This window comes from Haemophilus sp. Marseille-P9675 (assembly GCF_916862695.1).
Lineage (GTDB): Bacteria > Pseudomonadota > Gammaproteobacteria > Enterobacterales > Pasteurellaceae > Haemophilus > Haemophilus haemolyticus_K.
In genome coordinates this window covers 17,704-43,803 of sequence record NZ_CAKASP010000003.1, presented here as the reverse complement: position 1 = coordinate 43,803, position 26,100 = coordinate 17,704, and the positions used below count along the sequence as shown (strand labels likewise).

At 39.1% G+C, this 26,100-nt stretch carries 25 protein-coding genes; 18 read left to right on the top strand and 7 right to left on the bottom strand.

What is annotated here, in order from left to right; translation table 11 throughout:
- Window positions 1–31 precede the first annotated feature (31 nt).
- The 4 genes from lon to serA all read left to right on the top strand — a co-directional run bounded on the left by lon (window position 32) and on the right by serA (window position 5,754).
- Complete coding sequence (gene lon / locus LIX50_RS06070) at window positions 32–2,446, top strand: endopeptidase La (RefSeq protein ID WP_048952945.1); 2,415 nt, start codon at window positions 32–34, stop codon at window positions 2,444–2,446.
- 133 nt (window positions 2,447–2,579) lie between these two features.
- Window positions 2,580–3,731, top strand: coding sequence for a radical SAM family heme chaperone HemW (gene hemW / locus LIX50_RS06065; RefSeq protein WP_048952944.1), 1,152 nt, complete (start codon window positions 2,580–2,582; stop codon window positions 3,729–3,731).
- Between the two features lie 101 nt (window positions 3,732–3,832).
- Window positions 3,833–4,492, top strand: coding sequence for a ribose-5-phosphate isomerase RpiA (gene rpiA / locus LIX50_RS06060; protein WP_048952943.1), 660 nt, complete (start codon window positions 3,833–3,835; stop codon window positions 4,490–4,492).
- Between the two features lie 29 nt (window positions 4,493–4,521).
- Window positions 4,522–5,754 (top strand): phosphoglycerate dehydrogenase, encoded by a 1,233-nt coding sequence (gene serA / locus LIX50_RS06055; RefSeq protein ID WP_048952942.1) that lies wholly within the window; start codon window positions 4,522–4,524, stop codon window positions 5,752–5,754.
- Window positions 5,755–5,874: 120 nt separating this feature from the next.
- Here serA and LIX50_RS06050 read toward each other — a convergent pair whose 3' ends face one another.
- From LIX50_RS06050 to LIX50_RS06040, 3 genes are all read right to left on the bottom strand, one after another.
- Window positions 5,875–6,999 carry a cytochrome-c peroxidase gene (locus LIX50_RS06050; protein WP_048952941.1) on the bottom strand — a complete coding sequence of 375 codons (1,125 nt, stop codon included), beginning with the start codon at window positions 6,997–6,999 and terminating at the stop codon, window positions 5,875–5,877.
- A 46-nt stretch (window positions 7,000–7,045) separates the two neighbouring features.
- Complete coding sequence (locus LIX50_RS06045) at window positions 7,046–8,890, bottom strand: ABC transporter ATP-binding protein (protein ID WP_048952940.1); 1,845 nt, start codon at window positions 8,888–8,890, stop codon at window positions 7,046–7,048.
- 79 nt (window positions 8,891–8,969) lie between these two features.
- Window positions 8,970–9,866, bottom strand: coding sequence for a cupin domain-containing protein (locus LIX50_RS06040; protein WP_048952939.1), 897 nt, complete (start codon window positions 9,864–9,866; stop codon window positions 8,970–8,972).
- Window positions 9,867–9,977: 111 nt separating this feature from the next.
- Here LIX50_RS06040 and LIX50_RS06035 point away from each other — a divergent pair, with 111 nt between their 5' ends.
- Entirely contained in the window at window positions 9,978–10,319 is a 342-nt protein-coding gene (locus tag LIX50_RS06035; RefSeq protein WP_005627672.1) for a carboxymuconolactone decarboxylase family protein, read from the top strand.
- A gap of 66 nt (window positions 10,320–10,385) precedes the next feature.
- Here the strand turns inward: LIX50_RS06035 and LIX50_RS06030 are convergent, their stop codons facing one another.
- Together LIX50_RS06030 and LIX50_RS06025 are read right to left on the bottom strand one after the other, a co-directional pair.
- A complete protein-coding gene (locus tag LIX50_RS06030) occupies window positions 10,386–11,231 on the bottom strand; it encodes a 23S rRNA (adenine(2030)-N(6))-methyltransferase RlmJ (RefSeq protein WP_048952938.1) in 846 nt (281 codons plus the stop codon).
- 72 nt (window positions 11,232–11,303) lie between these two features.
- Window positions 11,304–13,907, bottom strand: a complete 2,604-nt coding sequence (locus LIX50_RS06025; RefSeq protein WP_226385912.1) for a penicillin-binding protein 1A — start codon at window positions 13,905–13,907, stop codon at window positions 11,304–11,306.
- A 98-nt stretch (window positions 13,908–14,005) separates the two neighbouring features.
- Between LIX50_RS06025 and LIX50_RS06020 the strand changes: the two genes are divergently transcribed.
- From LIX50_RS06020 to glmS, 13 genes are all read left to right on the top strand, one after another.
- The gene (locus LIX50_RS06020) at window positions 14,006–14,803 is read left to right on the top strand and encodes a hypothetical protein (protein ID WP_048952936.1); all 798 of its coding nucleotides are present in this window, start codon (window positions 14,006–14,008) and stop codon (window positions 14,801–14,803) included.
- The gene (locus LIX50_RS06015) at window positions 14,804–15,310 is read left to right on the top strand and encodes a hypothetical protein (protein WP_048952935.1); all 507 of its coding nucleotides are present in this window, start codon (window positions 14,804–14,806) and stop codon (window positions 15,308–15,310) included. It begins immediately after the preceding gene.
- Complete coding sequence (gene comC / locus LIX50_RS06010) at window positions 15,307–15,828, top strand: competence protein ComC (RefSeq protein WP_048952934.1); 522 nt, start codon at window positions 15,307–15,309, stop codon at window positions 15,826–15,828. Before LIX50_RS06015 ends, comC begins: the two co-directional genes overlap by 4 nt.
- Window positions 15,825–16,238: a pilus assembly protein PilP gene (locus LIX50_RS06005; RefSeq protein WP_048952933.1), complete on the top strand. Its 414-nt coding sequence runs from the start codon at window positions 15,825–15,827 to the stop codon at window positions 16,236–16,238. Before comC ends, LIX50_RS06005 begins: the two co-directional genes overlap by 4 nt.
- Window positions 16,239–16,247: 9 nt before the next feature.
- Entirely contained in the window at window positions 16,248–17,585 is a 1,338-nt protein-coding gene (locus LIX50_RS06000; protein WP_048952932.1) for a type IV pilus secretin PilQ family protein, read from the top strand.
- 12 nt (window positions 17,586–17,597) lie between these two features.
- Window positions 17,598–18,284, top strand: a complete 687-nt coding sequence (locus LIX50_RS05995) for a ComF family protein (protein WP_048952931.1) — start codon at window positions 17,598–17,600, stop codon at window positions 18,282–18,284.
- 77 nt (window positions 18,285–18,361) lie between these two features.
- Window positions 18,362–18,958, top strand: coding sequence for a Fe-S biogenesis protein NfuA (gene nfuA, locus LIX50_RS05990; RefSeq protein ID WP_005634545.1), 597 nt, complete (start codon window positions 18,362–18,364; stop codon window positions 18,956–18,958).
- Window positions 18,959–19,025: 67 nt separating this feature from the next.
- A complete protein-coding gene (gene nudC / locus LIX50_RS05985; protein WP_048952930.1) occupies window positions 19,026–19,826 on the top strand; it encodes an NAD(+) diphosphatase in 801 nt (266 codons plus the stop codon).
- Window positions 19,827–20,891, top strand: a complete 1,065-nt coding sequence (gene hemE, locus LIX50_RS05980) for a uroporphyrinogen decarboxylase (RefSeq protein ID WP_048952929.1) — start codon at window positions 19,827–19,829, stop codon at window positions 20,889–20,891. It begins immediately after the preceding gene.
- A gap of 9 nt (window positions 20,892–20,900) precedes the next feature.
- Window positions 20,901–21,491 (top strand): YjaG family protein, encoded by a 591-nt coding sequence (locus LIX50_RS05975; RefSeq protein ID WP_048952928.1) that lies wholly within the window; start codon window positions 20,901–20,903, stop codon window positions 21,489–21,491.
- Between the two features lie 138 nt (window positions 21,492–21,629).
- A complete protein-coding gene (locus LIX50_RS05970) occupies window positions 21,630–21,902 on the top strand; it encodes an HU family DNA-binding protein (RefSeq protein ID WP_048952927.1) in 273 nt (90 codons plus the stop codon).
- 126 nt (window positions 21,903–22,028) lie between these two features.
- Window positions 22,029–22,802: a DeoR/GlpR family DNA-binding transcription regulator gene (locus LIX50_RS05965; protein ID WP_048952926.1), complete on the top strand. Its 774-nt coding sequence runs from the start codon at window positions 22,029–22,031 to the stop codon at window positions 22,800–22,802.
- Between the two features lie 54 nt (window positions 22,803–22,856).
- The gene (glmS, locus tag LIX50_RS05960) at window positions 22,857–24,689 is read left to right on the top strand and encodes a glutamine--fructose-6-phosphate transaminase (isomerizing) (RefSeq protein ID WP_048952925.1); all 1,833 of its coding nucleotides are present in this window, start codon (window positions 22,857–22,859) and stop codon (window positions 24,687–24,689) included.
- A 118-nt stretch (window positions 24,690–24,807) separates the two neighbouring features.
- Here the strand turns inward: glmS and fis are convergent, their stop codons facing one another.
- Together fis and dusB are read right to left on the bottom strand one after the other, a co-directional pair.
- Window positions 24,808–25,107 (bottom strand): DNA-binding transcriptional regulator Fis, encoded by a 300-nt coding sequence (gene fis, locus LIX50_RS05955; protein WP_009500196.1) that lies wholly within the window; start codon window positions 25,105–25,107, stop codon window positions 24,808–24,810.
- Window positions 25,101–26,081 carry a tRNA dihydrouridine synthase DusB gene (gene dusB, locus LIX50_RS05950; protein ID WP_048952924.1) on the bottom strand — a complete coding sequence of 327 codons (981 nt, stop codon included), beginning with the start codon at window positions 26,079–26,081 and terminating at the stop codon, window positions 25,101–25,103. Before dusB ends, fis begins: the two co-directional genes overlap by 7 nt.
- Window positions 26,082–26,100: the final 19 nt, after the last annotated feature.

Below are 26,100 nucleotides of genomic sequence, written 5' to 3'. Positions count from 1 at the left end.
AATTATCGGAAAGAATTAAGAGAGATAAATTATGGCGAAGAATACCCAACGTACGATGCCCGTATTGCCATTACGCGATGTCGTCGTTTTCCCTTATATGGTGATGCCACTTTTTGTAGGGCGTGCAAAATCAATTAATGCCCTTGAAGAAGCGATGAACGATGATAAACAGCTTCTTTTGGTATCTCAAAGAGAAGCTGATTTGGAAGAACCTACCCCTGAAGATTTATTTGACGTGGGTACCATTGCTAATATTATTCAATTGCTAAAATTACCTGATGGCACAGTGAAAGTGCTAGTTGAAGGTCAAAATCGCGCGAAAATTAACAGCCTTGAAGATGGCGAAAAGTGCTTTTCCGCAAAAATTACCCCTATCGAAACCACTTATGGTGATGAGAAAGAGTTAGATGTTGCGAAAAAAGCGGTACTTTCTGAATTCGAAAATTATCTCACCTTAAATAAAAAAATCCCTGCAGATGTATTAAATGCACTTCATCGTCTTGGTGATGCAGATCGTTTATCAGATACAATGGCAGCTCATTTACCAGTAAGTGTTCGCCATAAACAAAGTGTCTTGGAACTTGCTAACGTACAAGACCGACTAGAATATCTGCTTGGCATGATGGAATCAGAAGCAGACATTCTCCAAATTGAAAAACGTATTCGTGGCCGAGTAAAAAAACAAATGGAGAAAAGCCAGCGCAACTATTATCTTAGCGAACAAATTAAAGCCATTCGTAAAGAAATGGATGATGGTGAAAGTGAGGATACGATTGATGAAGTTGAACAACTTCGTCAAAAAGTAGAAGCTGCTGGCATGCCAGCAGATGTGCGCAATAAAGTGGAAAATGAGCTACAAAAACTCAAAATGATGTCAGCCATGTCTTCTGAAGCAACCGTTGTTCGTAGTTACATTGAATGGATGATCCAAGTGCCTTGGCATCAACGTTCTAAAGTGAAAAAAGACATTTCGAAAGCACAACAAGTATTAGATGCCGATCACTATGGTTTAGAACGAGTGAAAGAACGTATTCTTGAATATCTTGCAGTACAAGCTCGTTTAAACAAAGTGAAAGGACCCATTCTTTGCTTAGTTGGCCCTCCAGGCGTAGGTAAAACCTCTCTTGGTCAATCTATTGCGAATGCCACTGGTCGTAAATATGTACGCATGGCATTAGGCGGTGTTCGCGATGAGGCAGAAATCCGTGGTCACCGTAAAACCTATATTGGTGCATTGCCGGGTAAATTAATTCAAAAAATGGCAAAAGTGGGGGTGAAAAATCCATTATTCTTGCTTGATGAAATCGACAAAATGGCATCCGATATGCGAGGCGATCCAGCCTCAGCATTACTTGAGGTGCTCGACCCTGAGCAAAACACCACGTTTAACGATCACTATTTAGAAGTGGATTATGATCTTTCTGATGTAATGTTTGTGGCGACATCAAACTCTATGAACATTCCAGGCCCATTATTGGATCGTATGGAAGTTATTCGTCTTTCTGGTTATACAGAAGATGAAAAACTTAATATCGCGATGCGTCATTTGTTAGCGAAACAAATTGAACGTAATGGTTTAAAGAAAGGCGAACTTACCGTCGAAGAAAGCGCAATTTTAGATATTATCCGCTATTACACACGTGAAGCGGGCGTTCGTGGATTAGAACGTGAAATTTCAAAAATCTGCCGTAAAGCAGTGAAAAATTTATTGGTAAATCCAAAACTTAAATCTATCACCGTAAATTCAGATAATCTGCACGATTATCTTGGTGTCAAACGCTTTGAATTTGGCAAAGCCGACACACAAAACCGCATTGGTGAAGTGACAGGTCTAGCTTGGACAGAAGTCGGCGGCGACTTACTCACTATTGAAACTGCCTCCGTTGTTGGTAAAGGAAAACTCACATTTACCGGTTCATTAGGTGATGTAATGAAAGAATCCATCCAAGCGGCTATGACTGTTGTGCGCGCTCGTGCGGATAAACTTGGTATTAATTCTGAATTCCATGAGAAACGCGATATTCACATTCATGTGCCAGATGGTGCAACACCAAAAGATGGTCCGAGTGCAGGTATTGCAATGTGTACTGCATTAGTTTCTTGTTTAACAGGTAATCCTGTACGTGCGGATGTAGCCATGACAGGTGAAATCAGTTTACGCGGTAAAGTATTACCAATCGGTGGATTAAAAGAAAAACTTCTTGCTGCACATCGTGGCGGAATTAAAACCGTATTAATTCCAAAAGAGAACGTTAAAGATCTCGAAGAAATTCCAGAAAACGTAAAACAAAATCTTGCGATTCATGCAGTAGAAACCATTGATGAAGTACTTGGCCTTGCATTGGAAAATCCGCCTGAAGGCATTGAGTTTGTCAAAGTTGAAGCTAAAGCGGCAAAATCACCCCGCCGTAAAGCGACCAGTAAGACAACAAGAGCGGTCAATTAATTGAATGTTTTAGGGCTTGTGAAAACAGGCCCTTTTTATCAACATTCATAGTGTCAGCTAAGATTTCATATTTACACAACGTTAATTTGTACTTTTTCAACTGTTCTCACATTTAAAACTTGTTAATAACAGCATGCTCAAACTTCCTCCACTTTCCCTTTATGTACACATTCCATGGTGCGTTCAAAAATGCCCTTATTGTGATTTTAATTCTCACGCACAAAAAGGCGATATACCAGAACAAGACTATATTTACCACCTTCTGCAAGATCTACGGGCTGATTTACAGCGCTTTAAAGATTCAATTCAACAACGAAAACTCCATTCAATTTTTATTGGTGGCGGTACGCCAAGTTTATTTTCAGCAAAAAGCATTGCATATCTCTTAAAAGAAATAAAAACGCAGATTGATTTTGAAGATAATATTGAAATCACATTAGAAGCGAATCCTGGCACGGTAGAAGCTGAACGTTTTAAAGGTTATGTATCAGCAGGCATTACGCGAATTTCTATGGGGATACAAAGCTTTGATGATGACAAATTACAGCGTCTTGGGCGGATTCATAATGCAGCAGAGGCAAAAAGTGCGGTCAATTTAGCGAAAGTTTCTGGGCTAAAAAGTTTCAACTTAGATTTAATGCACGGTTTGCCAAACCAAACGTTGGAAGAAGCCTTAGATGATCTTCGCCAAGCTATTGAGCTATCTCCTCCTCACCTTTCTTGGTACCAGCTTACTATTGAGCCAAATACGATGTTTGCTTACCGCCCACCTAAATTGCCAGATGATGATGAGCTTTGGGATATTTTTGAACAAGGCCACCAACTGTTAACTGCGGCAGGCTACCAGCAATATGAAACATCGGCTTACACAAAAGCGGGTTTTCAATGTAAACATAATTTGAATTATTGGCGGTTTGGGGATTATTTAGCCATTGGCTGTGGCGCACACGGGAAATTGACGTTTCCGAATGGCGAGATTACCCGCTTTTCTAAAACTAAGCACCCGAAAGGTTATTTGCGTGGCGAATATCTTTACGAAGAAAAAAACGTGCCAGAAATTGACCGCCCTTTTGAATTTTTTATGAATCGCTTTCGTTTGTTAGAAGCGGTACCCAAACAAGAATTTGAAGATTACACAGGTTTATCGCAAAGTGCGGTGAAAAATCAAATTGATTTTGCTATTCAACAAAACTATATTGTGGAAAACAATGATTCTTGGCAAATCACTGAGCATGGCAAATTATTTCTCAATGGACTTTTGGAATTATTTTTAACGGAATCGTAGCTTATCCGTTAAACCTATCACTGCTGAAAATTACACTTGTTTATTAAATACTCTCGTAATAAAGTAACGCAATCGTTTACTTATTAAAATAAGGAAAAGAAATGAATCAATTAGAAATGAAAAAACTCGCAGCACAAGCTGCATTACAATATGTAAAAGCTGACACAATTGTTGGCGTGGGAAGTGGCTCCACTGTGAACTGCTTTATTGAAGCTTTAGGTACAATCAAAGATAAAATTCAAGGCGCAGTTGCGGCTTCCAAAGCATCAGAAGAATTACTCCGTAAACAAGGTATCGAAGTATTTAATGCAAATGATGTCTCGAGCTTAGATATTTATGTGGATGGTGCAGATGAAATCAATCCACAAAAAATGATGATTAAAGGTGGTGGCGCAGCACTCACTCGTGAAAAAATCGTCGCTGCATTAGCGAAAAAATTTATTTGTATTGTGGATTCGAGTAAACAAGTGGATGTGTTAGGTTCGACCTTCCCATTACCAGTTGAAGTTATTTCAATGGCTCGTTCACAAGTAGGCAGAAAATTAGCCGCACTTGGTGGCGCACCGGAATATCGTGAAGGAGTGGTGACTGACAACGGCAATGTGATTTTAGATGTGCACAACTTTACTATTTTAAATCCAGTTGAAATGGAAAAAGAATTAAACAACGTTGCGGGTGTCGTCACTAACGGGATATTCGCGTTACGTGGCGCAGACGTTGTGATCGTCGGTACGCCTGAAGGCGCCAAAATTATTGACTAATTCATAATAAAAATCATAAGGAAGCAAACATGACAAACAAAGTCTCTCTAGACAAATCAAAAATCAAATTTGTATTGTTTGAAGGTGTGCATCAAAGCGCACTTGATACGCTCCATGCGGCAGGCTATACCAATATTGATTACTATAAAAAAGCACTAGATGGTAATGAATTAAAAGAAGCCATTAAAGATGCACACTTTATCGGCTTGCGTTCTCGCACCCATTTAACGGCAGAAATGATTGAGGCCGCACCCAAATTAATCGCAGTAGGCTGTTTCTGTATTGGTACCAACCAAGTGGATTTAAATGCGGCAAAAGCGCGTGGAATCCCTGTATTTAATGCGCCATTCTCAAACACTCGTTCTGTCGCAGAACTTGTATTAGGCGAGATTTTATTACTTATGCGCAATGTGCCACAGGCGAATGCCGAAGTACATCGTGGCGTCTGGAATAAATCAGCGACGGGATCTCATGAAGTGCGGGGTAAAAAACTTGGAATTATTGGTTACGGCCACATTGGTTCACAATTAAGTATTATTGCGGAATCATTAGGCATGGATGTACATTTCTACGATATCGAAAATAAACTTCCGCTCGGTAATGCCAAACAGGTTCGTAGCCTTGAAGAATTACTCAGTTCTTGCGATGTGGTTTCATTACATGTGCCAGAGCTGCCATCTACCAAAAACTTAATGAATGCTGAGCGTATCGCACAATTAAAACAAGGTGCAATTTTGATCAATGCTGCGCGTGGTACAGTGGTAGATATTGATTCTCTCGCTCAAGCCTTAAAAGACGGTAAAATTCACGGTGCTGCCATTGATGTATTCCCAATTGAACCTGCGTCAATTAATGAAGAATTTGTCTCACCGTTACGCGAATTTGATAATGTGATTTTAACTCCACATATCGGTGGTTCAACAGCAGAGGCACAGGAAAATATCGGTTTTGAAGTAGCAGGTAAATTTGTCAAATATTCAGACAATGGTTCAACACTTTCTTCCGTCAACTTCCCTGAAGTATCTTTACCAGAACACGAGGGAACAAAACGTTTATTGCATATTCATGAAAATCGTCCTGGTATATTGAATAAACTGAACCAAATTTTCGTCGAAGCCAACCTGAATATTGCCGCGCAATATTTACAAACTGACCCGAAAATTGGTTATGTTGTCGTTGATGTAGAAACAAATGATGCATCGCCATTACTGGCGAAATTGAAGGAAATCGATGGCACAATTCGTGCGCGAGTACTTTATTAGTTAGAAAATAACCCAACTTATATGAGACAAGTTGGGTTATTTATTTTACTCGCTAGATTAAGTAAAGAAGAGCCTAGATTTTAGGATGGATTCAATTTAATTAAAAATTGTCTAGTTTTCTTAATTTCTTTCATAAGGTGCATCCGTTAAGGTTTTTAAAAAAGATTCTAGTGCATCAATTTCTGTATCAGTTAATGGTTTTCCTTTAAGCGCGTCGTGGCTTACAGTTGGTGCATATTCGGGCAAATCCCAGGGCTTACTGGTTTCTGGATTAATTTTTCGTGCAGGGTTATTGTAGCTATCTAAGAATAATAATACGGTGCGAAGTTCTTTAAATACTCCATTGTGCATGTAAGGTGCAGTAACTGCGACATTACGGAGTGTGGGCACTTTGAATTTTCCTTTTTGTTTTTCATCTCCCTTTACCATTGGATTATCAAGCAAGCCATTATCAATCCAGTTATTGTCTAATTTATTATGTGCAATTAAGGCTTCATTCTTAGGAACACCAAGATTGAAATAACGATAGTTTGTGAAAGTTTCTTCTTCGTGATCGTCTGTCTGTAATTGATGACAATTACTGCAATTTGTTTTTTCTTTATCAAAAAATAATGCTTTTCCTAAAGATTCTTGTTCTGTGAGGGTATCCTTTCCAGCTAAAGTGCGGTCGTATTTTGAGCTGAATTGGTTAAATAAATCTAAATGTTCAAAAGTAGCTAATGCTTGTTCCATAATGGCATATATTTTCTGATTATCTTTCCATATTTCGGCACCGAAATATTTTGTAATGTAATCTTTCACGGCTTGATTTTCTTCAATACGTTTTACTACATCTGTTTTATCTTTCATGCCCATTTCTACAGGGTTTAATGGCGGACCTCCAGCTTGTTCTGCAAGATCTTTTGCTCTACCATCCCAGAATTGTCCGCCCACATAATCTTTAATTTTTTCATCAAAATGGAAGCTAGGTGAATACTTAGCATAAAGTGCAGTTGGCGTGTTACGGTTACCAAATTTTGTTGGATCATCTCCTTGAGAGACCATATGAGCGATGTCATTTTGACGCAAGTCCGCAAAGGCTGCTGCTGGCATATGGCAAGTGGAGCAGGATTGGGTCTTATTATGAGAGAGGGATTTATCAAAAAAGAAAACCTCTCCAAGACCGAGTAAAATAGGATCGATTTTTGTTTCCTGTGCTAGACATAGAGTGGGGAGAATTAACATAGGAAGTAATAATTTTTTCATTGAGACTCCAATAAAAAATAGGTAAAAACAAACCGCACTTTGGGTTTTATTCTATATGTTCACTCAAGAATCCACCGCTTTGGTGAGCCCATAGTTTTGCATATAGTCCATTTTGCTCCAGTAATTCAGCATGGGTACCTTGTTCAACAATTTGTCCTTTATCAAGCACAATCAGGCGATCCATTGCGGCGATGGTGGATAAACGATGGGCAATAGCAATCACAGTTTTATTTTCCATCATCTTATCGAGACTTTCTTGTATCGCCACTTCCACTTCCGAATCCAATGCACTTGTGGCTTCATCTAACAATAGAATTGGTGCATCTTTTAACATGACACGAGCAATAGCAATGCGCTGACGCTGACCACCTGAAAGTTTTACACCTCTTTCACCCACATGAGCATCATAGCCTTTTCTGCCCTGAGCATCAGTGAGGAATGGAATGAAATCAGCGGCTTCCGCTCGTTCAGCAGCTAAAATCATCTCTTCATCTGTGGCATTCGGGCGTCCGTAAATAATATTGTCACGAACAGAGCGATGTAGAAGCGAAGTGTCTTGAGTTACTAAACCGATTTGGCTTCGTAGACTTTCTTGTTGCACATCTAGTACATCTTGCCCATCAATAGTAATCGAGCCTTGTTGTGCTTCATAGAAACGCAGTAATAAGTTCACAATTGTAGATTTACCAGCACCAGAACGGCCGATCAGTCCGACTTTTTCACCAGGTTTGATGGTGAGATTGAAATGATTGAGTAATGGTTTCGTCGGATCATAAGCAAAGGTAATATCGTTAAACTTAATTTCCCCTTGTGTCACCTGTAACGGAGATGCTTGTGGTTTATCCACAATAGTGTGAGGTTTGGTTAAAGTATTCATTCCGTCGTTTACGGTGCCGATATTCTCAAATAAACGGGCAGATTCCCACATAATCCAGCGAGACAGCCCATTTACTCGTAATGCCATTGCGGTTGCCGTTGCAATTGCACCCACGCCAACTTGCCCATTTTTCCATAAAATAATACCAAGTATTGCCGTACTTAACGTAAGTAGAATATTTGTAGCGTAAGTGAGTGTATCTAGTGATGTGGCTAAGCGCATTTGGGCGTGCACTGTGACCATAAAATCTTCCATAGAACGTTTGGCATAAGCGGCCTCACGCGAACCATGAGAGAATAATTTTACTGTGGCAATATTGGAATAAGCATCTGTAATGCGTCCTGTCATTAAAGAACGAGCATCCGCTTGTCGTTGAGCTGTCTTTGATAATTTAGGAATGAGGGTTCGTAGGATAAAAACAAAAATCGTAATCCAAGCAATAAATGGCAGTAAGAACCAAGAATCTAATGCTGCTAGAACTAATCCTGATGTAATAAAATATACGATGACATATACAAACATATCCGCAAGTGTGAGCACTGTATCACGAACAGCAAGTGCGGTTTGCATTACTTTGGCAGACACTCTGCCAGCAAATTCATCTTGATAGAAACTCAAACTTTGTCCAAGCATTAAACGATGGAAATTCCAACGTAATCGCATTGGAAATACGCCTTGTAAGGTTTGTAAACGTACGGTAGAGGCTAAAAATCCCCACACGACGCTAACAAGTAATAGGGCAGCCATACCAATTAATAAATGACCTTTTTCTTGCCATAATGCCTCAGGCGTGAATGTCCCTAACCAATCTACAAGCGTTCCCATAAATTGGAATAATACGGCTTCCATTACACCAGTACCAACCGTTAGTACTGTCAGTAAGAGAATCCAGCCTTTCATTCCTTCAATGCTAGACCAAATAAAACGCAATAAGCCTTTTTTAGGTGTTGTTGGATTACCTTCTGGATAAGGATTTAAACGGTTTTCAAACCACGAAAAAATTTTGTTAAACATATCTTTTCCTTAAAAAGAAAAGGCAACAGATGTTGCCTTTCAAAAAAACTTGGCGATTATAGCGCAAAAATTCTCCAATTTATAGGCTGGCAGATTTTCTGTATTGGCTTGGCGAAATTTGGTAGTAATTCTTGAAGGCTTTACTAAAATGCGCTTCCGATTGATATCCTACCTCTAAAGCAATGGCAAGCACAGATTGTTGGGATTGCTTTAATAAAAACGCTGCCGATTGTAACCGCACTTGAGTAATAAAACGCCCTGGCGACATACCAAGTTGTTGCTGAAAAACACGAATAAAGTTTGCACGAGACATTGCAGAAAGATCGGCTAACTGTTCAATTCGCCAATCTTCTTGAGGGCGTTGTAATATCGCACCTAGCACCGTATTTAATCGCTTGTCTTGCAACGCAAGTAGCACACCGCCTGTAATTAAGTTCTCTTGAATCGCATGGCGTAAAATATAAATTAAAAGCACATTCGAAAGTGCATCGACGACTGATTTCGTACCTGCATCGTTTTTTTGTGCTTCTTGTAGAAAAAGTTGAACCAAAGGATGAATCGGTGTATCACATAAATTGAGATGCAAATATTCAGGCATAGAAGCTGTGAGGAGAGCATCTTGCTGATAATAAAATGCACCGCAGAACATTTTTAAATCTGGTGTGCCTTGCCCTACTTGATACAATTCAAATGCACCTTGCCAGCTTTTTTTCAATGATGCGTCCTTTATTTGGTTGGATGAATGACGCATAAAGTGCGGTTGATTTTGGGGAAGGAAAAAGATATCACCTTCCTTTAAATGAAATTGCTTTTGTTCGAGTGTAAGCCAGCATTCGCCTTGTTCAATAAGATGGAATACGCCTTTTCCTGCATCTTTTTCTTGATGGGCGACTTGCCATTCACCTTGAAATTCACAGCGAATATTAATTTCCCCACGCACTTGTGCTAAATGGGTGAGTTTATCTAAATAATCCATAATGAGATGTTAGCGATAAAAATTGAGATAAATAAGCAAGTATCATAATCCAATCTGCCTATAATTTGCCATACCAGTTCGTTATTAATTCAATATATTTAGGAGAACATTATGTTTGCAGATTGGAAAGAAGAAACATCACACGTTAAAAAATCATTTGGTGCGTTAGGTAAACAATATCCAAAAATGTTACAAGCTTATCAAGCATTAGGCGCAGCAGCGGCAGAAGGCAATGTGCTTGACGCTAAAACTCGTGAACTTATCGCATTAGCCGTTGCGGTAACAACTCGTTGCGAAAGCTGCATTAGCGTACACGCAGAAGAAGCTGTAAAAGCTGGCGCAAGCGAAGCTGAAGTCGCTGCAGCATTAGCAATGTCTATCGCATTAAATGCAGGCGCTGCTTATACTTATTCTTTACGTGCATTGGAAGCATATAACGTACAGAAAGGTTAATCACCTGTTATTCCATAGAGTTAAGTTGATTAAAATGAGCGTTATCTTCTGGTGATGCTCATTTTTCTATTCCGGTGTAATCCAGTCGACCGTCCAGCTTCCTGTACCTTTTGGAACTAATGTTTTTGTGAGATAAGGCAAAATTTCTTTCATTTGGGTTTCTAATGTCCAAGGTGGGTTAATTACTATCATACCGCTTGCCGTCATACCTCGTTGATCGCTATCAGGGCGAACGGCGAGTTCAATTTTTAGAATTTTTCTAATCCCCGTTGCTTCTAATCCCTTAAAAATACGTTTAGTTTGTTGGCGTAATACAACAGGATACCAAATCGCATAGGTACCAGTGGCAAAACGTTTATAGCCTTCTTCAATGGCTTTGACAACGAGATCATAATCTTCTTTTAATTCATAAGGCGGATCGATTAGTACTAAGCCACGGCGTTCTTTTGGAGGTAGTGTTGCTTTGACTTGTTGAAAGCCATTGTCACATTTTACGGTGACATTTTTGTAGTCACTAAAATTATTGCGAAGAATTGGATAATCGCTAGGATGAAGCTCGGTCAATAGTGCGCGATCTTGTGGGCGCAACAATTCAGCGGCAATTAACGGTGAGCCAGCGTAATAACGTAGTTCTTTGCCACCATAATTGAGTTTTTTGATCATTTTTACATAACGAGCAATATCTTCGGGTAAGTCTGTTTGATCCCACAAGCGTCCAATACCTTCTTTATATTCCCCCGTTTTTTCTGATTCGTTTGAGGATAAACGATAACGACCTACACCAGAGTGTGTGTCCAAGTAAAAAAAGCCTTTTTCTTTGAGTTTAAGATTTTCCAAAATGAGCATTAAGACGATATGTTTCAAGACATCAGCATAATTGCCTGCGTGGAATGAGTGACGATAACTCAGCATAATATATCCTTTGTTTAATAACGAAGGCGAGCCCATTGACTCGCCTGATTATGCACTAAAGTGCGGTCATTTTTAGAAGAGTTCTTCTGGCTGGCTAACTGGCACGGGCGCTTTGCCTCCAGTACCATTTAAGCGTTGTTGTAATTCTGGTGGAACATAGTAACCGCGTTCTTGCATTTCGGAAACGTATGTACGGGTTGGTTCAGTTCCCACAATAAAGTATTCTTTTCGTCCACCGGATGGAGAGAGTAAACCAGTCATCGTATCAATACTTTTTTCCATAATTTTTGGTGGTAACGATAATTTACGTTCTGGTTTATCGCTCAATGCTGTTTTCATATAAGCGACCCAAGCTGGCATTGCAGTTTTCGCACCCGCTTCACCTTTACCTAATTCGCGTTTGTTATCATCAAACCCGACATAAGTTGTGGTTACTAAGTTTGCACCAAATCCCGCATACCAAGCCACTTTTGCACTATTGGTGGTACCTGTTTTACCGCCTATATCGCTACGTTTAATAGTTTGTGCGATACGCCAGCTGGTGCCTTTCCAGCTTAAACCTTGTTCACCATAAATCGCAGTATTTAAGGCGCTGCGAATTAAAAATGCTAATTCGCCACTGATTACTCGAGGGGCATATTCAGTTTTAGATGAACCATTTTTTGCATCCGCCATTAAATCAATCGCATCTTCTTTAAGTGCGGTGACATTTGACTGTAATTCTGGCAGTTCAGGCACAGTTTCAGGTTGTTGATCAACTTCTTCACCGTTTGTACTGTCATCTGATGGTTTTAAGGCATTTTCGCCTAAAGGAATATTCGCAAATCCGTTGATTTTGTCTTTCGTTTCACCATAAACAACAGGGATATCATTACATTCAATACAAGCAATTTTAGGGTTTGCAACGAATAAGTCTTTACCCGTGTTATCTTGAATTTTTTCAATGATATAAGGTTCAATGAGGAAACCGCCATTATCAAACACCGCATAAGCTCTAGCCATTTCTAATGGTGTGAAAGAGGCTGCGCCAAGCGCTAAGGCTTCACTTGCAAAATATTGATCACGTTTAAAACCAAAACGCTGTAAAAACTCTGCTGTGAAATCAATACCTGCTGTTTGAATAGCGCGAATAGCAATCATATTTTTAGATTGACCTAATCCTACGCGTAAACGCATTGGACCATCATAACGATCAGGTGAGTTTTTGGGTTGCCACAATTTTTGTCCAGGTTTTTGAATAGAAATTGGGCTGTCTTGTAATACACTAGAAAGTGTTAAGCCTTTTTCTAATGCCGCTGCGTAAATAAATGGTTTAATAGAGGAACCCACTTGAACTAAGGATTGAGTTGCTCGATTGAACTTACTTTGTTCATAGCTAAAGCCACCAACAATAGCTTCAATCGCACCATTATCTGAGTTAAGCGATACTAACGCAGAGTTAGCTGCTGGAATTTGTCCTAATTGCCATTCACCATTAGTGCGTTGACGAATCCAAATTTGCTCACCTACTTTTACAGGAGTGCTTCTGCCAGTCCAACGCATTGCATTAGTGGAGAGCGTCATTTTTTCACCGGATGCTAATAATAGATCTGCACCACCTTTTGCCATGCCAACCACAGCCGCTGGAATAAATGGGTTAGAATCTGGCAATTTACGTAAAAATGCTAGAATACGTTCATCATCCCAAGCCGCTTCATTTTTTTGCCATAAAGGCGCACCACCACGATACCCACGACGCATATCGTAATCAATTAAGTTGTTACGTACGGCTTTTTGGGCTTCAGCTTGGTCTTTTGAAAGTACAGTGGTAAATACTTTATAACCACTGGTGTAGGCGTTTTCTTCACCAAAACGGCGAACCATTTCTTGGCGTACCATTTCAGTGACATAATCAGCACGAAATTCAAATTTTGCACCATGATAACTGGCAACGATAGGCTCTTTTAATGCCGCATCATATTCTTCTTTGCTGATGTATTTTTCATCTAACATTCGGCTTAGCACCACATTGCGGCGTTCTTCTGAACGTTTTAAAGAATAAAGCGGGTTCATGGTTGAAGGTGCTTTTGGTAAGCCTGCGATAATGGCCATTTCCGATAACGTCAATTCATTTAATGATTTACCGAAATAGGTTTGTGCAGCAGCCGCAACACCATAAGAACGATAGCCTAAAAAGATTTTGTTTAAATAAAGCTCTAAGATTTCTTGTTTAGTGAGAGTATTTTCAATTTCTACCGCAAGCACGGCTTCACGAGCTTTACGAATAATGGTTTTTTCTGGGGTTAAGAAAAAGTTACGTGCTAATTGTTGGGTGATCGTACTTGCACCTTGTGATGCGCCACCATTATTCACTGCAACAAACAATGCTCGGGCAATGCCGATAGGGTCTAATCCGTGGTGATCGTAAAAGCGGCTATCTTCTGTCGCTAAAAATGCATCAATTAAGCGTTGTGGCACATCTGCTAATTTCACTGGAATACGTCGTTGCTCACCCACTTCACCAATTAATTTACCGTCGGCCGTATAAATCTGCATTGGCTGTTGTAATTCAACGGTTTTTAATGCTTCTACTGAGGGCAATTCTGATTTTAGGTGGAAATACAGCATTCCGCCTGCGACTAAACCTAAAATACATAAAGTTAATAGGGTACTAAATATTAATTTTGCGATCCGCATCGTAAAATTCTCGCTTCGTTAATGAATATTCTTGTCAAGAGACCTATGATTTGGCTGCTAAGTATAAAAGATTCAGTCTTTAAAGAATAGGAAAGAATATGCAATTCTCCCTGAAAAATCACCGCACTTTACAAATCGGAGTTCATTGTAAGCAGGATTATTTTGATTTTGTGTGGTTTGATGAACTTGAACAGCCACAATGTTATCAAGCCTCTATCAATGATAGTGATTTAAAAAATCGTTTTTTGCGACATTTAAAAAACCAATCTCAAGGGAAAACCTTTTCTTTGCAGTTTGTGGCGAGTATTTCTGCTCACTTGACTTGGTCGAAAGTATTAATGTTGCCGCAAATATTAAATGTGCAAGAATGTCATCAACAATGTAAATTTGTGATTGAGAAAGAGTTGCCTATTCCTTTGGATGAATTGTGGTTTGATTATATTTCTACTCCGTTAAAGCAAGGTTTCCGTTTAGAGATTACAGCCATTCGAGAGGCGAGTGCTAAAACTTATCTGCAGGATTTTCAACCATTTAGAATTAATGTGTTAGATGTTGTTCCTCATAGCATCTTGCGTGCATTTCAATATTTGTTGAATGAGCAAGTGCGGTCAGAAAATACCCTATTTTTATTTCAAGAAGATGACTATTGCTTGGCGATTTGTGAAAGAGCGCAGCAATCGCAAATTTTACAATCTCATGAAAATTTGACCGCACTTTATGAGCAATTTACCGAACGTTTTGAAGGGCAAATTGAACGAATTTTTGTTTATCAAATTCCTTCAAGTCATACGCCATTACCAGAAAACTGGCAGCGAGTAGAAACGGATTTACCTTTTATCGCACTTGGCAATGCGCTGTGGCAAAAAGATTTACATCAACAAAAAGTGAGTAGCTAAATGTCGATGAATTTATTGCCTTGGCGTACTTATCAACATCAAAAGCGTTTACGTCGTTTAGCTTTTTATATCGCTTTATTTATCTTGCTTGCTATTAATTTAATGTTGGCTTTTAGCAATTTGATTGAACAACAGAAACAAAATTTGCAAGCACAACAAAAGTCGTTTGAACAACTTAATCAGCAACTTTACAAAACCACCACGCAAATTGAACAGTTACGTAGTGCTGTGAAAGTTGGTGAAATTTTGCACTCTCTCACGAATAGACAAGTTCAAAATAGTTTGCAGCAATTAAGTGAATTGCCTCTTCAGAAAGGCGAATTAAACCGATTTAAACAAGATGCCTATAACTTAAGTTTGGAAGGTCGAGCACAAGATCAAACAGAATTTGAATCGGTACATCAATTTTTAAATAAACATTTTCCCAATGTGAAATTAAGTCAAGTTCAGCCTGAACAACATACATTGTTTTTTCGCTTTGATATGGAGCAAGGAGAGGAAAAGTGAAAGCCTTTTTTAACGATCCTTTTACTCCTTTTGGAAAATGGCTAAGTCAGCCTTTTTATGTGCACGGTTTAACTTTTTTATTGTTATTAAGTGTGGTGATTTTTCGCCCCGTTTTAGATTATATCGAGGGGAGCTCGCGTTTTCATGAAATCGAAAATGAGTTAGCGGTGAAACGTTCAGAATTGTTACATCAACAGAAAATTTTAACTTCTTTACAGCAGCAATCGGAAAGTCGAAAACTTTCTTCAGAACAGGCTGCACAAATTATGCCGTTGAATAAACAAATTCAACGTTTAGCTGCGCGTAACGGTTTATCTCAGAATTTACGTTGGGAAATGGGGCAACAGCCCATTTTGCATTTACAGCTTACAGGGCATTTTGAAAAAACGAAGACATTTTTAACCGCACTTTTAGCTAATACGTCACAGCTTTCTGTAAGTCGGCTGCAATTTATGAAACCCGAAGACAGCCCATTGCAAACCGAGATTATTTTTCAGCTAGATAAGGAGACAAAATGAAACATTGGTTTTTCCTGATTATATTATTTTTTATGAATTGTAGTTGGGGACAAGATCCTTTCGATAAAACACAGCGTAACAGTTCTCAGTTTGATAACGCACAAACAGTAATGGAACAGACAGAAATAATTTCCTCAGATGTACCTAATAATCTATGTGGAGCGGATGAAAATCGCCAAGCAGTTGAAATTCCTTTGAACGCTTTAAAATTGGTAGGCGTAGTGATTTCTAAAGATAAAGCCTTTGCGTTATTGCAGGATCAGGATTTGCAAATTTACAGTGTTTTAGAGGGCGTTGATGTGGCTAAAGAGGGCTATCTAGTGGAAAAAATTCATCAAAATAAAGTGCAATTTATGCGTAAGCTCGGTGAGCAATGTGATAGCACTGAACAGAAAGAATTAAGTTTTTAAAGGAAGATTATGAAGAAATATCTTTTAAAGTGCGGTTGTTTTTTAATGTATTTTTGGTTGCCATTAATCGTTTTTGCTAACCCCAAAACTGATAACGAACGTTTTTTTATTCGTTTGTCGCAAGCGCCTTTAGCTCAAACTCTGGAGCAATTAGCTTTCCAACATGACGTCAATTTAGTGATGGATGAGACGCTAGAAGGCAATATTTCTTTGAAATTAGATAATATTGACATGCCACGTTTGCTACAAATAATCGCTAAAAGTAAGAAGCTTACTTTGAATAAAGATGAGGGTATTTATTATCTGAATGGAGGGCTATCAGGCAAAGGTCAAGTTGCAGGAAATCTTGCTACAAATGAACTGCACTTAGTGAGCCATACGGTAAAACTCCATTTTGCTAAAGCCTCTGAATTAATGAAATCCTTAACAACAGGAAGTGGATCGTTGCTTTCGCCTGCAGGGAGCATTACCTTTGATGATCGTAGTAATTTACTGGTTATTCAGGATGAACCTCGTTCTGTGCAAAATATTAAAAAATTAATTTCTGAAATGGATAAACCTATTGAGCAGATCGCTATTGAAGCTCGTATTGTGACAATTACGGATGAGAGTTTGAAAGAACTTGGCGTTCAGTGGGGGATTTTTAATCCAACGGAAAATGCTGCGCGTGTAGCCGGCAGCTTAGCCGGTAATGGCTTTGAAAATATTGCGGATAATCTTAATGTAAATTTTGCGACAACGACGACACCTGCTGGCTCGATAGCATTACAAGTCGCGAAAATTAATGGGCGATTGCTTGATTTAGAATTGAGTGCGTTGGAGCGTGAAAATAATGTAGAAATTATCGCTAGTCCTCGCTTACTAACCACGAATAAGAAAAGTGCGAGTATTAAACAGGGAACAGAAATTCCTTATGTTGTGAGCAATACTCGTAACGATACGCAATCTGTGGAATTTCGTGAGGCAGTGCTAGGTTTGGAAGTGACACCACATATTTCTAAAGATAACAATATTTTGCTTGATTTATTGGTGAGCCAAAATTCCCCAGGTTCTCGTGTCGCTTATGGACAAAACGAGGTGGTTTCTATTGATAAGCAAGAAATTAATACTCAAGTTTTTGCCAAAGATGGGGAAACCATTGTGCTTGGCGGCGTGTTCCACGATACGATCACAAAAAGCGAAGATAAAGTGCCAGTACTTGGCGATATACCAGGGATTAAACGATTGTTTAGTAAAGAAAGTGAACGACATCAAAAACGTGAGCTAGTGATTTTCGTGACGCCGCATATTTTAAAAGCAGGAGAAACGTTAGATGCTTTGAAGCAAAAAAGTGCGGGTAAAAAATAACTTTTTTAGATGATGAATTTTTTTAATTTTCGCTGTATCCACTGTCGTGGCAATCTTTATGTCGCAAAAAATGGGCTATGTTCACGTTGCCAAAAACAAATTAAATCTTTTCCTTATTGCGGTCATTGTGGTTCGGAATTGCAATATTATGCGCAGCATTGTGGTAATTGCCTTAAACAAGAACCTAGTTGGGATAAGATAGTCATTATTGGGCATTATGTTGAGCCACTTTCTATATTGATTCACCGTTTTAAATTTCAAAATCAATTTTGGATTGACCGCACTTTGGCTCGGCTTTTATATCTTGCGGTGCGTGATGCTAAACGAACGCATCAACTTAAATTGCCAGAAGCAATCATTCCTGTGCCTTTATATCATTTTCGTCAGTGGCGACGGAGTTATAATCAGGCTGATTTATTATCTCAGCAATTAAGTCGTTGGCTGGATATTCCTAATTTGAATAATATCGTAAAACGCGTGAGACACACGCATCCCCAACGTGGTTTGAGTGCAAAAGATCGTCGTCAGAATTTAAAAAATGCCTTTTCTCTTGCTGTTTCGAAAAATGAATTTCCTTATCGTCGTGTCGCGCTGGTGGATGATGTAATTACTACTGGTTCTACACTCAATGAAATCTCAAAATTATTGCGAAAATTAGGTGTAGAGGAGATCCAAGTGTGGGGGCTGGCGCGGGCTTAATATAAAGCACTGGAAAAAAAAGCGCGATGAGCGTATTATTCCCGATACTTTCTCTCAAGTATTTAGGACATAATATTATGGAACAAGCAACCCAGCAAATCGCTATTTCTGATGCCGCACAAGCGCATTTTCGAAAACTTTTAGACACGCAAGAAGAAGGAACGAATATTCGTATTTTCGTGGTTAATCCAGGCACACCCAACGCGGAATGTGGCGTATCTTATTGCCCACCGAATGCCGTAGAAGAAAGTGATTTTGAAATGAAATATGACACTTTTTCTGCATTTATTGATGAGGTCAGCCTGCCTTTCTTAGAAGAAGCAGAAATTGATTATGTTACTGAAGAACTTGGTGCGCAACTTACCTTAAAAGCACCAAATGCCAAAATGCGTAAGGTGGCTGATGATGCGCCATTAATTGAACGTGTTGAATATGTGATACAAACTCAAATTAATCCACAGCTTGCAAGTCATGGTGGACGCATAACCTTAATTGAAATTACTGAAGATGGTTACGCAATTTTACAATTTGGTGGTGGCTGTAATGGTTGCTCAATGGTGGACGTTACGTTAAAAGATGGCGTAGAAAAACAACTTATTAGCCTATTCCCTAATGAATTAAAAGGTGCAAAAGATGTAACCGAACATCAGCGTGGAGAGCACTCTTATTATTAGTGAGTGGTAAAAAGAAGATTTATAATAACCGCACTTTGAAAGTGCGGTTATTTTTATGGAGTAAAAAATGAAAACACTTCATCCAGATGATTTTGGTTATTGGTTGCTTACTCAAGGTTCGAATCTTTATTTGCTGAATAATGAGTTGCCTTGTGGTACGGCTAAAACACTTGGAATGGAAGGATTGCAGGCAATGCAAATCGGGGAATGGAAAAATCATCCGTTACGGCTTGTGGCTGAGCAAGAAAGTGATGAACGGGAATATGTAAGTTTACGTGGATTACTTTCACTACCAGAGGATGAATTCCATGTATTAAGCCGAGGTGTGGAAATTAATCATTTCCTGAAAACCCATAAATTCTGTGGAAAGTGCGGTCATAAAACACAACAAACTCAAGAAGAGCTTGCCGTGCAATGCACTCACTGCGGGTATCGAACTTATCCTGTAATTTGCCCATCCATTATTGTTGCAATTCGACGTGGCAAAGAAATATTGCTTGCTAATCACAAGCGTCATTATCACCCGAACGGAGGAATGTATACCACTCTTGCAGGTTTTGTAGAGGTCGGTGAAACATTTGAACAAGCGGTGCGGAGAGAGGTTTTTGAGGAAACAGGGATTTTGATAAAAAATATTCGTTATTTTGGTAGCCAGCCTTGGGCATTTCCGAATTCTCAAATGGTCGGTTTTCTTGCTGATTATGAGAGCGGTGAAATTACTTTGCAGGAAAGTGAAATTCATGATGCGAAGTGGTTTTCTTATGATCAACTCTTGCCAGAATTACCGCCAACAGGTACTATCGCACATAAACTTATACATGCGACGCTTGAGCTTTGTCGAGCAGAGGATAATCAGAAGGAAATCTAAATGTCAGTATTAAAAAATGATCGTTATTTAAAAGCTTTATTACGTGAATCAGTGGATTACACCCCTGTTTGGATGATGCGTCAAGCTGGACGTTATTTGCCTGAATATAAAGCGACGCGTGCCCAAGCAGGAGATTTTATGTCACTTTGTCGCAATGCTGACTTAGCTTGTGAGGTGACGCTCCAACCGCTTCGTCGTTATGATTTAGATGCTGCGATTTTATTTTCTGATATTTTGACTATTCCAGATGCTATGGGGCTAGGTTTAAGTTTTGGTGCGGGGGAAGGTCCTAAATTTGCCCGACCAATTGAGTGTAAAAGCGCGGTAGAAAATTTACCTATTCCAGATCCTGAGGAAGAACTTCAATATGTTATGAATGCTGTACGCACAATTCGTGGTGAGCTAAAAGGCGAGGTCCCTCTCATTGGTTTCTCTGGTAGTCCTTGGACATTAGCTACTTATATGGTAGAAGGTGGCTCAAGTAAGACTTTCGGAAAAATCAAAAAAATGATGTATTCTGATCCGAAAACACTTCATTTATTACTCGATAAACTGGCTGATTCCATCACGCTTTATTTGAGTGCCCAAATTAAGGCTGGCGCTCAGGCTGTGATGATCTTTGATACTTGGGGCGGAGTGTTGGGACATAGAGAATATTTAGATTTCTCTCTTCAGTATATGCATAAAATTGTAGATGGATTGATTCGTGAGAATGATGGTCGTCGAGTCCCCGTAACATTGTTCACCAAAGGTGGTGGTTTATGGTTAGAAGCCATAGCTAATACCGGATGTGATGCGATTGGATTAGATTGGACAGTGAATCTTGCTGATGCTAAAGCACGTGTAGGGCATAAAGTTGCATTGCAGGGTAATATGGATCCAAGCGTATTGTATGCATCATCAGAGCGTATCGAACAAGAAGTTCAATCAATCTTAGCTGATTTTGGTACTGGAAGTGGTCATGTATTTAATCTTGGGCATGGAATTCATCAAGATGTGCCAGAAAATGCACCTAAAGTTTTTGTAGATGCGGTGCACCATTATTCTAGAATCTATCATAAATAAGAGAATATCATGCGAAATCCAATTCATAAACGTTTGGAGAATTTAGAAAGTTGGCAACATCTTACTTTTATGGCTGCATTATGTGAACGAATGGCACCTAATTTCAATTTATTCTGTCAGATGAATAATCTTGAAATGGAAGTAAAGGTTTATCAAAACATACTTAATCTAGTATGGGAATATTTAACCGTAAAAGATGCGAAAATCAATTTTGAGAGTCAGCTTGAAAAATTAGAAGAAATTATTCCTGATGTAAATGATTATAATAGTTTTGGGGTTATTCCAGCGTTAGATGCGTGTCAATCTCTTTCAGAGATATTACACGGCATCATAGCGGGCGAAACCTTAGAAAGAGCGGTTGAAATTAGTCAAATTTCTTTAGGTACAATCACGAGTTTGCTAGAAACTGAAACAGGACGAGATTGGACTGAACATGAATTGAAAGAAAGTGAAGAGATCCAAGGTGAATTAGATATACAATGGCAAGTTTATCGTTTGCTTAAAGAGTGTGAAAAGCGAGATATTGCTTTAATTTTAGGCTTAAAGAATGAAATTAGAGCTGAAGGTATATCTAATATTGGTATAGAATTCCATCAATAATGTGATATTTGTCACAAAAAATGAAAATCTTTCTTTTATTTCTTTGAAAGTTAGATTATCCTTTGCAAAGCTATTGCGGTAAAGCCCGCTGGCGTATTTAAATAGTAAAATTTTTCTTTTAACAGAAGGTACAAATTTATGAACAAAACAGATCTAATTGATGCGATTGCAAGCGCAGCAGAATTAAATAAAAAACAAGCTAAGGCTGCATTAGAAGCTACTTTAGATGCAATCACAGCAAGTCTTAAAAAAGAAGAGCCTGTACAATTAATCGGTTTCGGTACATTCAAAGTAAATAAACGCGCAGCGCGTACTGGTCGTAACCCACAAACTGGTGCTGAAATTAAAATCGCCGCATCTAAAGTACCAGCATTCGTATCTGGTAAAGCATTAAAAGACGCAATTAAATAATTAATATTTGAATGATTTTAAACCCTGCTAGTGAGCAGGGTTTTTTGTTACCTAAAATTTACTTTACAAAACAATATTACTTGCATAAACTTTTGAATCGAAATTTTTTTATCTAAAGATAGCTTAATGAAAAAAAATAGCCAGTCTCGTAATACTAAACAACGTCGCCATACTATTATGCAACTTTTACAAGAACAAGGTGAAGTGAGCGTAGAACAGCTAGTGCAGCTTTTTGATATATCTGAAGTGACTATTCGTAAAGACTTAAGTGCGCTAGAAACAAATGGTTTTTTATTGCGTAAATACGGCGGCGCAATTTTAATGCCAAAAGAAATTATGGATGAAAACGAAAATGATGAACTTATGAAACGAAAGTTTGTCATAGCAAAAGCCGCCGCCGAGCGTATTCGCGATCATAACCGTATTATCGTAGATAGCGGTAGTACTACGGCGGCTCTGATTAAACAACTTAATTTAAAACAAGGCTTAGTGGTCATGACGAATTCACTTTCGGTGGCAACAGAATTGAGAGCATTAGAAAATGAGCCAACGTTGCTGATGACTGGTGGAACTTGGGATACTCGTTCGGAATCGTTTCAAGGAAAAGTAGCTGAACAGGTGCTGCGTTCTTACGATTTTGACCAACTTTTTATTGGTGCGGATGGCATTGATTTAGCGCGAGGCTCTACGACTTTTAATGAACTTGTAGGATTAAGCCAGGTGATGGCGGAAGTTTCACGTGAAGTTGTTGTGATGGTGGAATCTCAGAAAATTGGTCGGAAAATGCCAAATTTAGAATTAACTTGGCAACAAATTGATGTGCTTATTACTGATACGGGATTATCAGAACAAGATAAACAAGCCATTTTGGCTCATGGCGTAGAAGTAATTTGCGTATAAAGTGCGGTTAAAAAATAGACGTATTTTTTATTTAATGAACAGTAAGGAAAGCTTATGTGTGGTATTGTCGGCGCGGTAGCGCAACGTGATGTAGCGGAAATCTTAATTAATGGTTTACATCGTTTGGAATATCGTGGTTATGATTCTGCAGGCGTAGCAGTGGTAAATGAAAATTATGAATTACAACGCGTGCGCTGCTTAGGTAAGGTTAAAGCATTAGATGAGGCTGTATCGGAGAAACCATTGATTGGTGGTACAGGGATTGCGCATACTCGTTGGGCAACGCATGGTGAGCCATCGGAAACCAATGCTCATCCACATGTGTCAGGTACCTTTGCCGTAGTACATAACGGGATTATTGAAAATCATGAGGAACTTCGAGCATTACTAAAATCTCGTGGTTATGTCTTTTTATCACAAACAGATACTGAAGTGATCGCTCACCTCGTTGAGTGGGAAATGCGTAGCACGGATTCACTTTTAGAAGCTGTGAAAAAAGCAGTAAAACAACTCACGGGCGCATATGGTATGGTGGTAATGGACAGCCGTTATCCTGAACATTTAGTCGCAGCTCGTTCTGGCAGTCCGCTAGTGATTGGCTTAGGTATCGGTGAAAATTTCTTAGCCTCAGATCAACTTGCGCTTTTAAGTGTTACCCGCCGTTTTATCTTTTTAGAAGAAGGGGATATTGCAGAAATTACACGCCGTACAGTTGATATTTATGATACGTACGGAAATAAAGTTGAGCGTGAAATTCACGAATCTAATCTTGAAAATGATGCGGCAGAGAAAGGTAAATTCCGTCATTTTATGCAGAAAGAAATTTACGAACAGCCAACCGCACTTATCAATACAATGGAAGGGCGTATCAATCATGAAAATGTGATCGTCGATTCAATTGGCAATGGTGCAAAAGGCATTTTAGAAAAAGTTGAGCATATTCAAATTGTTGCTTGTGGTACATCCTATAATGCAGGTATGGTGGCGCGTTATTGGTTTGAATCTTTGGCTGGAGTGAGCTGTGATGTTGAAATTGCCTCAGAGTTCCGTTATCGCAAATTTGTTACCCGTCCAAATAGCTTATTGATTACACTTTCTCAATCTGGCGAAACAGCCGATACTTTAGCTGCACTTCGTTTAGCGAAAGAAAAGGGCTACATGGCGGCCTTAACAATTTGTAATGTGGCAGGCTCTTCGCTAGTACGCGAATCAGATCTTGCATTTATGACTCGTGCCGGTGTTGAGGTGGGAGTGGCATCAACAAAAGCATTTACGACACAGCTCGCTGCGTTATTAATGTTGGTGACGGCACTTGGTAAAGTTAAAGGTCATATTTCTGCAGAAAAAGAGCATGAAATTATCAAAGCAATGCAATCTTTACCTGCGGAAATCGAAAAAGCGTTAGCATTTGATACAGAAATTGAAGCATTGGCTGAAGATTTTGCTGAAAAACATCATGCGCTTTTCTTAGGTCGTGGTGCATTTTATCCAATTGCCGTAGAGGCCTCTTTGAAATTGAAAGAGATTTCTTATATTCATGCTGAAGCGTATGCGGCTGGAGAATTGAAACATGGTCCATTAGCGTTGATCGATGCTGATATGCCAGTAATTGTTGTGGCACCAAATAATGAATTATTAGAGAAAGTAAAATCGAACATTGAAGAGGTTCGTGCTCGTGGTGGCCAATTATACGTATTTGCTGATAAAGAAGCGGGCTTTACACCAAGTGAAGGAATGAAAATCATCACGATGCCAAAAGTCAATGATATTGTTGCACCGATTTTTTATACTATTCCAATGCAGTTGCTTTCTTATCATGTGGCTTTAATTAAAGGTACTGATGTAGATCAACCTCGTAACTTAGCGAAATCCGTCACCGTAGAATAAAGTGCGGTTGATTTTAAGATAAATTTAAAGCACAGGTTATAGCTTGTGCTTTATCTGATTGAATGAAAAGGGCGAACATAAAAATGTTCGCCCTTTTCTATCTAAAAAAACGTATAACTTAGCCCATACCGTATTTTTTTAGTTTTTTACGTAATGTACCACGGTTGATACCAAGCATATTTGCTGCACGGGTTTGATTACCACGAGTATATTGCATAATCATATCTAACATCGGGTGTTCAACTTCCGCTAATACTAATTCGTAAAGATCATTCACATCTTGACCATCTAATTGCGCTAAATAATTACGCAATGCTTGTTTTACTGAATCGCGTAATGGTTTGTTGGTCACTTGTGATTGCGCATTTAATACTGATACCGTTAAGGCTTCAGCAGGATTACGTTGTTGTTCTAACATTTTTCTTTATCCAAAATTAAATTGAAAAAATCTTCCAATACAATAAGTTGCTCTTTTGGATCACTAATTGCATTAAAAGTCTGTTTAAAAACGGAATCAGGTTGAATTCCCTGTAAATACCAAGCCACGTGTTTACGCGCAATGCGATAGCCTTTTTGTTCGCCATAGAATTGATGTAATTCTTGAATATGACGCAAAATTTGACCGCACTTTTCGTTTAAACTTGGCATTTGGCTTATCGAGTCATGCTCAATTAGGTTTTCCACAGCTTGAAATAGCCAAGGGTTACCTAGCGCAGCACGGCCGATCATAATGGCATCCGCTCCGGTATAATCGAGAACGAATTTTGCTTTCCGAGCAGAATCAATATCACCATTGGCTATAACCGGTATGGCAATCGCTTGTTTAACGGCTTTGATGTTGTCATATTCCGCTTCACCTTCAAAAAGACAAGCGCGTGTACGACCATGCACTGTTAATGCTTGTATGCCACATTGTTCTGCAATTTTGCCGATTTGAACGCAGTTACGATTAGATTTATCCCAGCCTGTACGAATTTTTAAGGTCACCGGCACATTGACGGCTGCCACTACTTCTCGCAAGATTTTTTCCACCAAATCTGGAAATTGCAACAATGCAGAGCCTGCGAGTTTGCGATTTACTTTTTTGGCAGGACACCCCATATTAATGTCAATGATTTGTGCGCCATATTCCACGTTAATAGCCGCAGCTTGTGCCATTTCTAGTGGATCACTGCCTGCAATTTGCACGGCATTGAGACCTAAATCTTCGCTATGTGCCAAACGCAATTTGGATTTTTCAGTATGCCAAACTTGCGGATTTGTGGACATCATTTCTGAAAATGTGAGTCCAGCACCATAATATGCACAAAGACGACGGAAAGGCTGGTCGGTAATACCCGCCATTGGTGCAAGTAAAACACGATTTCTTAATTGGTATGAACCGATTCGCATTTTACGTTACCTTCCTAGC

Excerpts from the sequence above, each read along its gene's own strand:
- LIX50_RS06015 (WP_048952935.1), top strand. The coding sequence starts at position 14,804 with ATGTCGATGAATTTATTGCCTTGGCGTACTTATCAACATCAAAAGCGT.
- LIX50_RS06005 (WP_048952933.1), top strand. The coding sequence starts at position 15,825 with ATGAAACATTGGTTTTTCCTGATTATATTATTTTTTATGAATTGTAGT.
- lon (WP_048952945.1), top strand. The coding sequence starts at position 32 with ATGGCGAAGAATACCCAACGTACGATGCCCGTATTGCCATTACGCGAT.
- LIX50_RS06040 (WP_048952939.1), bottom strand. The coding sequence starts at position 9,866 with ATGGATTATTTAGATAAACTCACCCATTTAGCACAAGTGCGTGGGGAA.
- dusB (WP_048952924.1), bottom strand. The coding sequence starts at position 26,081 with ATGCGAATCGGTTCATACCAATTAAGAAATCGTGTTTTACTTGCACCA.
- glmS (WP_048952925.1), top strand. The coding sequence starts at position 22,857 with ATGTGTGGTATTGTCGGCGCGGTAGCGCAACGTGATGTAGCGGAAATC.
- LIX50_RS06000 (WP_048952932.1), top strand. The coding sequence starts at position 16,248 with ATGAAGAAATATCTTTTAAAGTGCGGTTGTTTTTTAATGTATTTTTGG.
- LIX50_RS05970 (WP_048952927.1), top strand. The coding sequence starts at position 21,630 with ATGAACAAAACAGATCTAATTGATGCGATTGCAAGCGCAGCAGAATTA.
- LIX50_RS06030 (WP_048952938.1), bottom strand. The coding sequence starts at position 11,231 with ATGCTGAGTTATCGTCACTCATTCCACGCAGGCAATTATGCTGATGTC.
- nfuA (WP_005634545.1), top strand. The coding sequence starts at position 18,362 with ATGGAACAAGCAACCCAGCAAATCGCTATTTCTGATGCCGCACAAGCG.
- LIX50_RS06020 (WP_048952936.1), top strand. The coding sequence starts at position 14,006 with ATGCAATTCTCCCTGAAAAATCACCGCACTTTACAAATCGGAGTTCAT.
- LIX50_RS05975 (WP_048952928.1), top strand. The coding sequence starts at position 20,901 with ATGCGAAATCCAATTCATAAACGTTTGGAGAATTTAGAAAGTTGGCAA.
- rpiA (WP_048952943.1), top strand. The coding sequence starts at position 3,833 with ATGAATCAATTAGAAATGAAAAAACTCGCAGCACAAGCTGCATTACAA.
- hemE (WP_048952929.1), top strand. The coding sequence starts at position 19,827 with ATGTCAGTATTAAAAAATGATCGTTATTTAAAAGCTTTATTACGTGAA.
- LIX50_RS05965 (WP_048952926.1), top strand. The coding sequence starts at position 22,029 with ATGAAAAAAAATAGCCAGTCTCGTAATACTAAACAACGTCGCCATACT.
- nudC (WP_048952930.1), top strand. The coding sequence starts at position 19,026 with ATGAAAACACTTCATCCAGATGATTTTGGTTATTGGTTGCTTACTCAA.
- LIX50_RS06035 (WP_005627672.1), top strand. The coding sequence starts at position 9,978 with ATGTTTGCAGATTGGAAAGAAGAAACATCACACGTTAAAAAATCATTT.
- fis (WP_009500196.1), bottom strand. The coding sequence starts at position 25,107 with ATGTTAGAACAACAACGTAATCCTGCTGAAGCCTTAACGGTATCAGTA.
- serA (WP_048952942.1), top strand. The coding sequence starts at position 4,522 with ATGACAAACAAAGTCTCTCTAGACAAATCAAAAATCAAATTTGTATTG.
- LIX50_RS06025 (WP_226385912.1), bottom strand. The coding sequence starts at position 13,907 with ATGCGGATCGCAAAATTAATATTTAGTACCCTATTAACTTTATGTATT.
- hemW (WP_048952944.1), top strand. The coding sequence starts at position 2,580 with ATGCTCAAACTTCCTCCACTTTCCCTTTATGTACACATTCCATGGTGC.
- LIX50_RS06050 (WP_048952941.1), bottom strand. The coding sequence starts at position 6,999 with ATGAAAAAATTATTACTTCCTATGTTAATTCTCCCCACTCTATGTCTA.
- LIX50_RS06045 (WP_048952940.1), bottom strand. The coding sequence starts at position 8,890 with ATGTTTAACAAAATTTTTTCGTGGTTTGAAAACCGTTTAAATCCTTAT.
- LIX50_RS05995 (WP_048952931.1), top strand. The coding sequence starts at position 17,598 with ATGAATTTTTTTAATTTTCGCTGTATCCACTGTCGTGGCAATCTTTAT.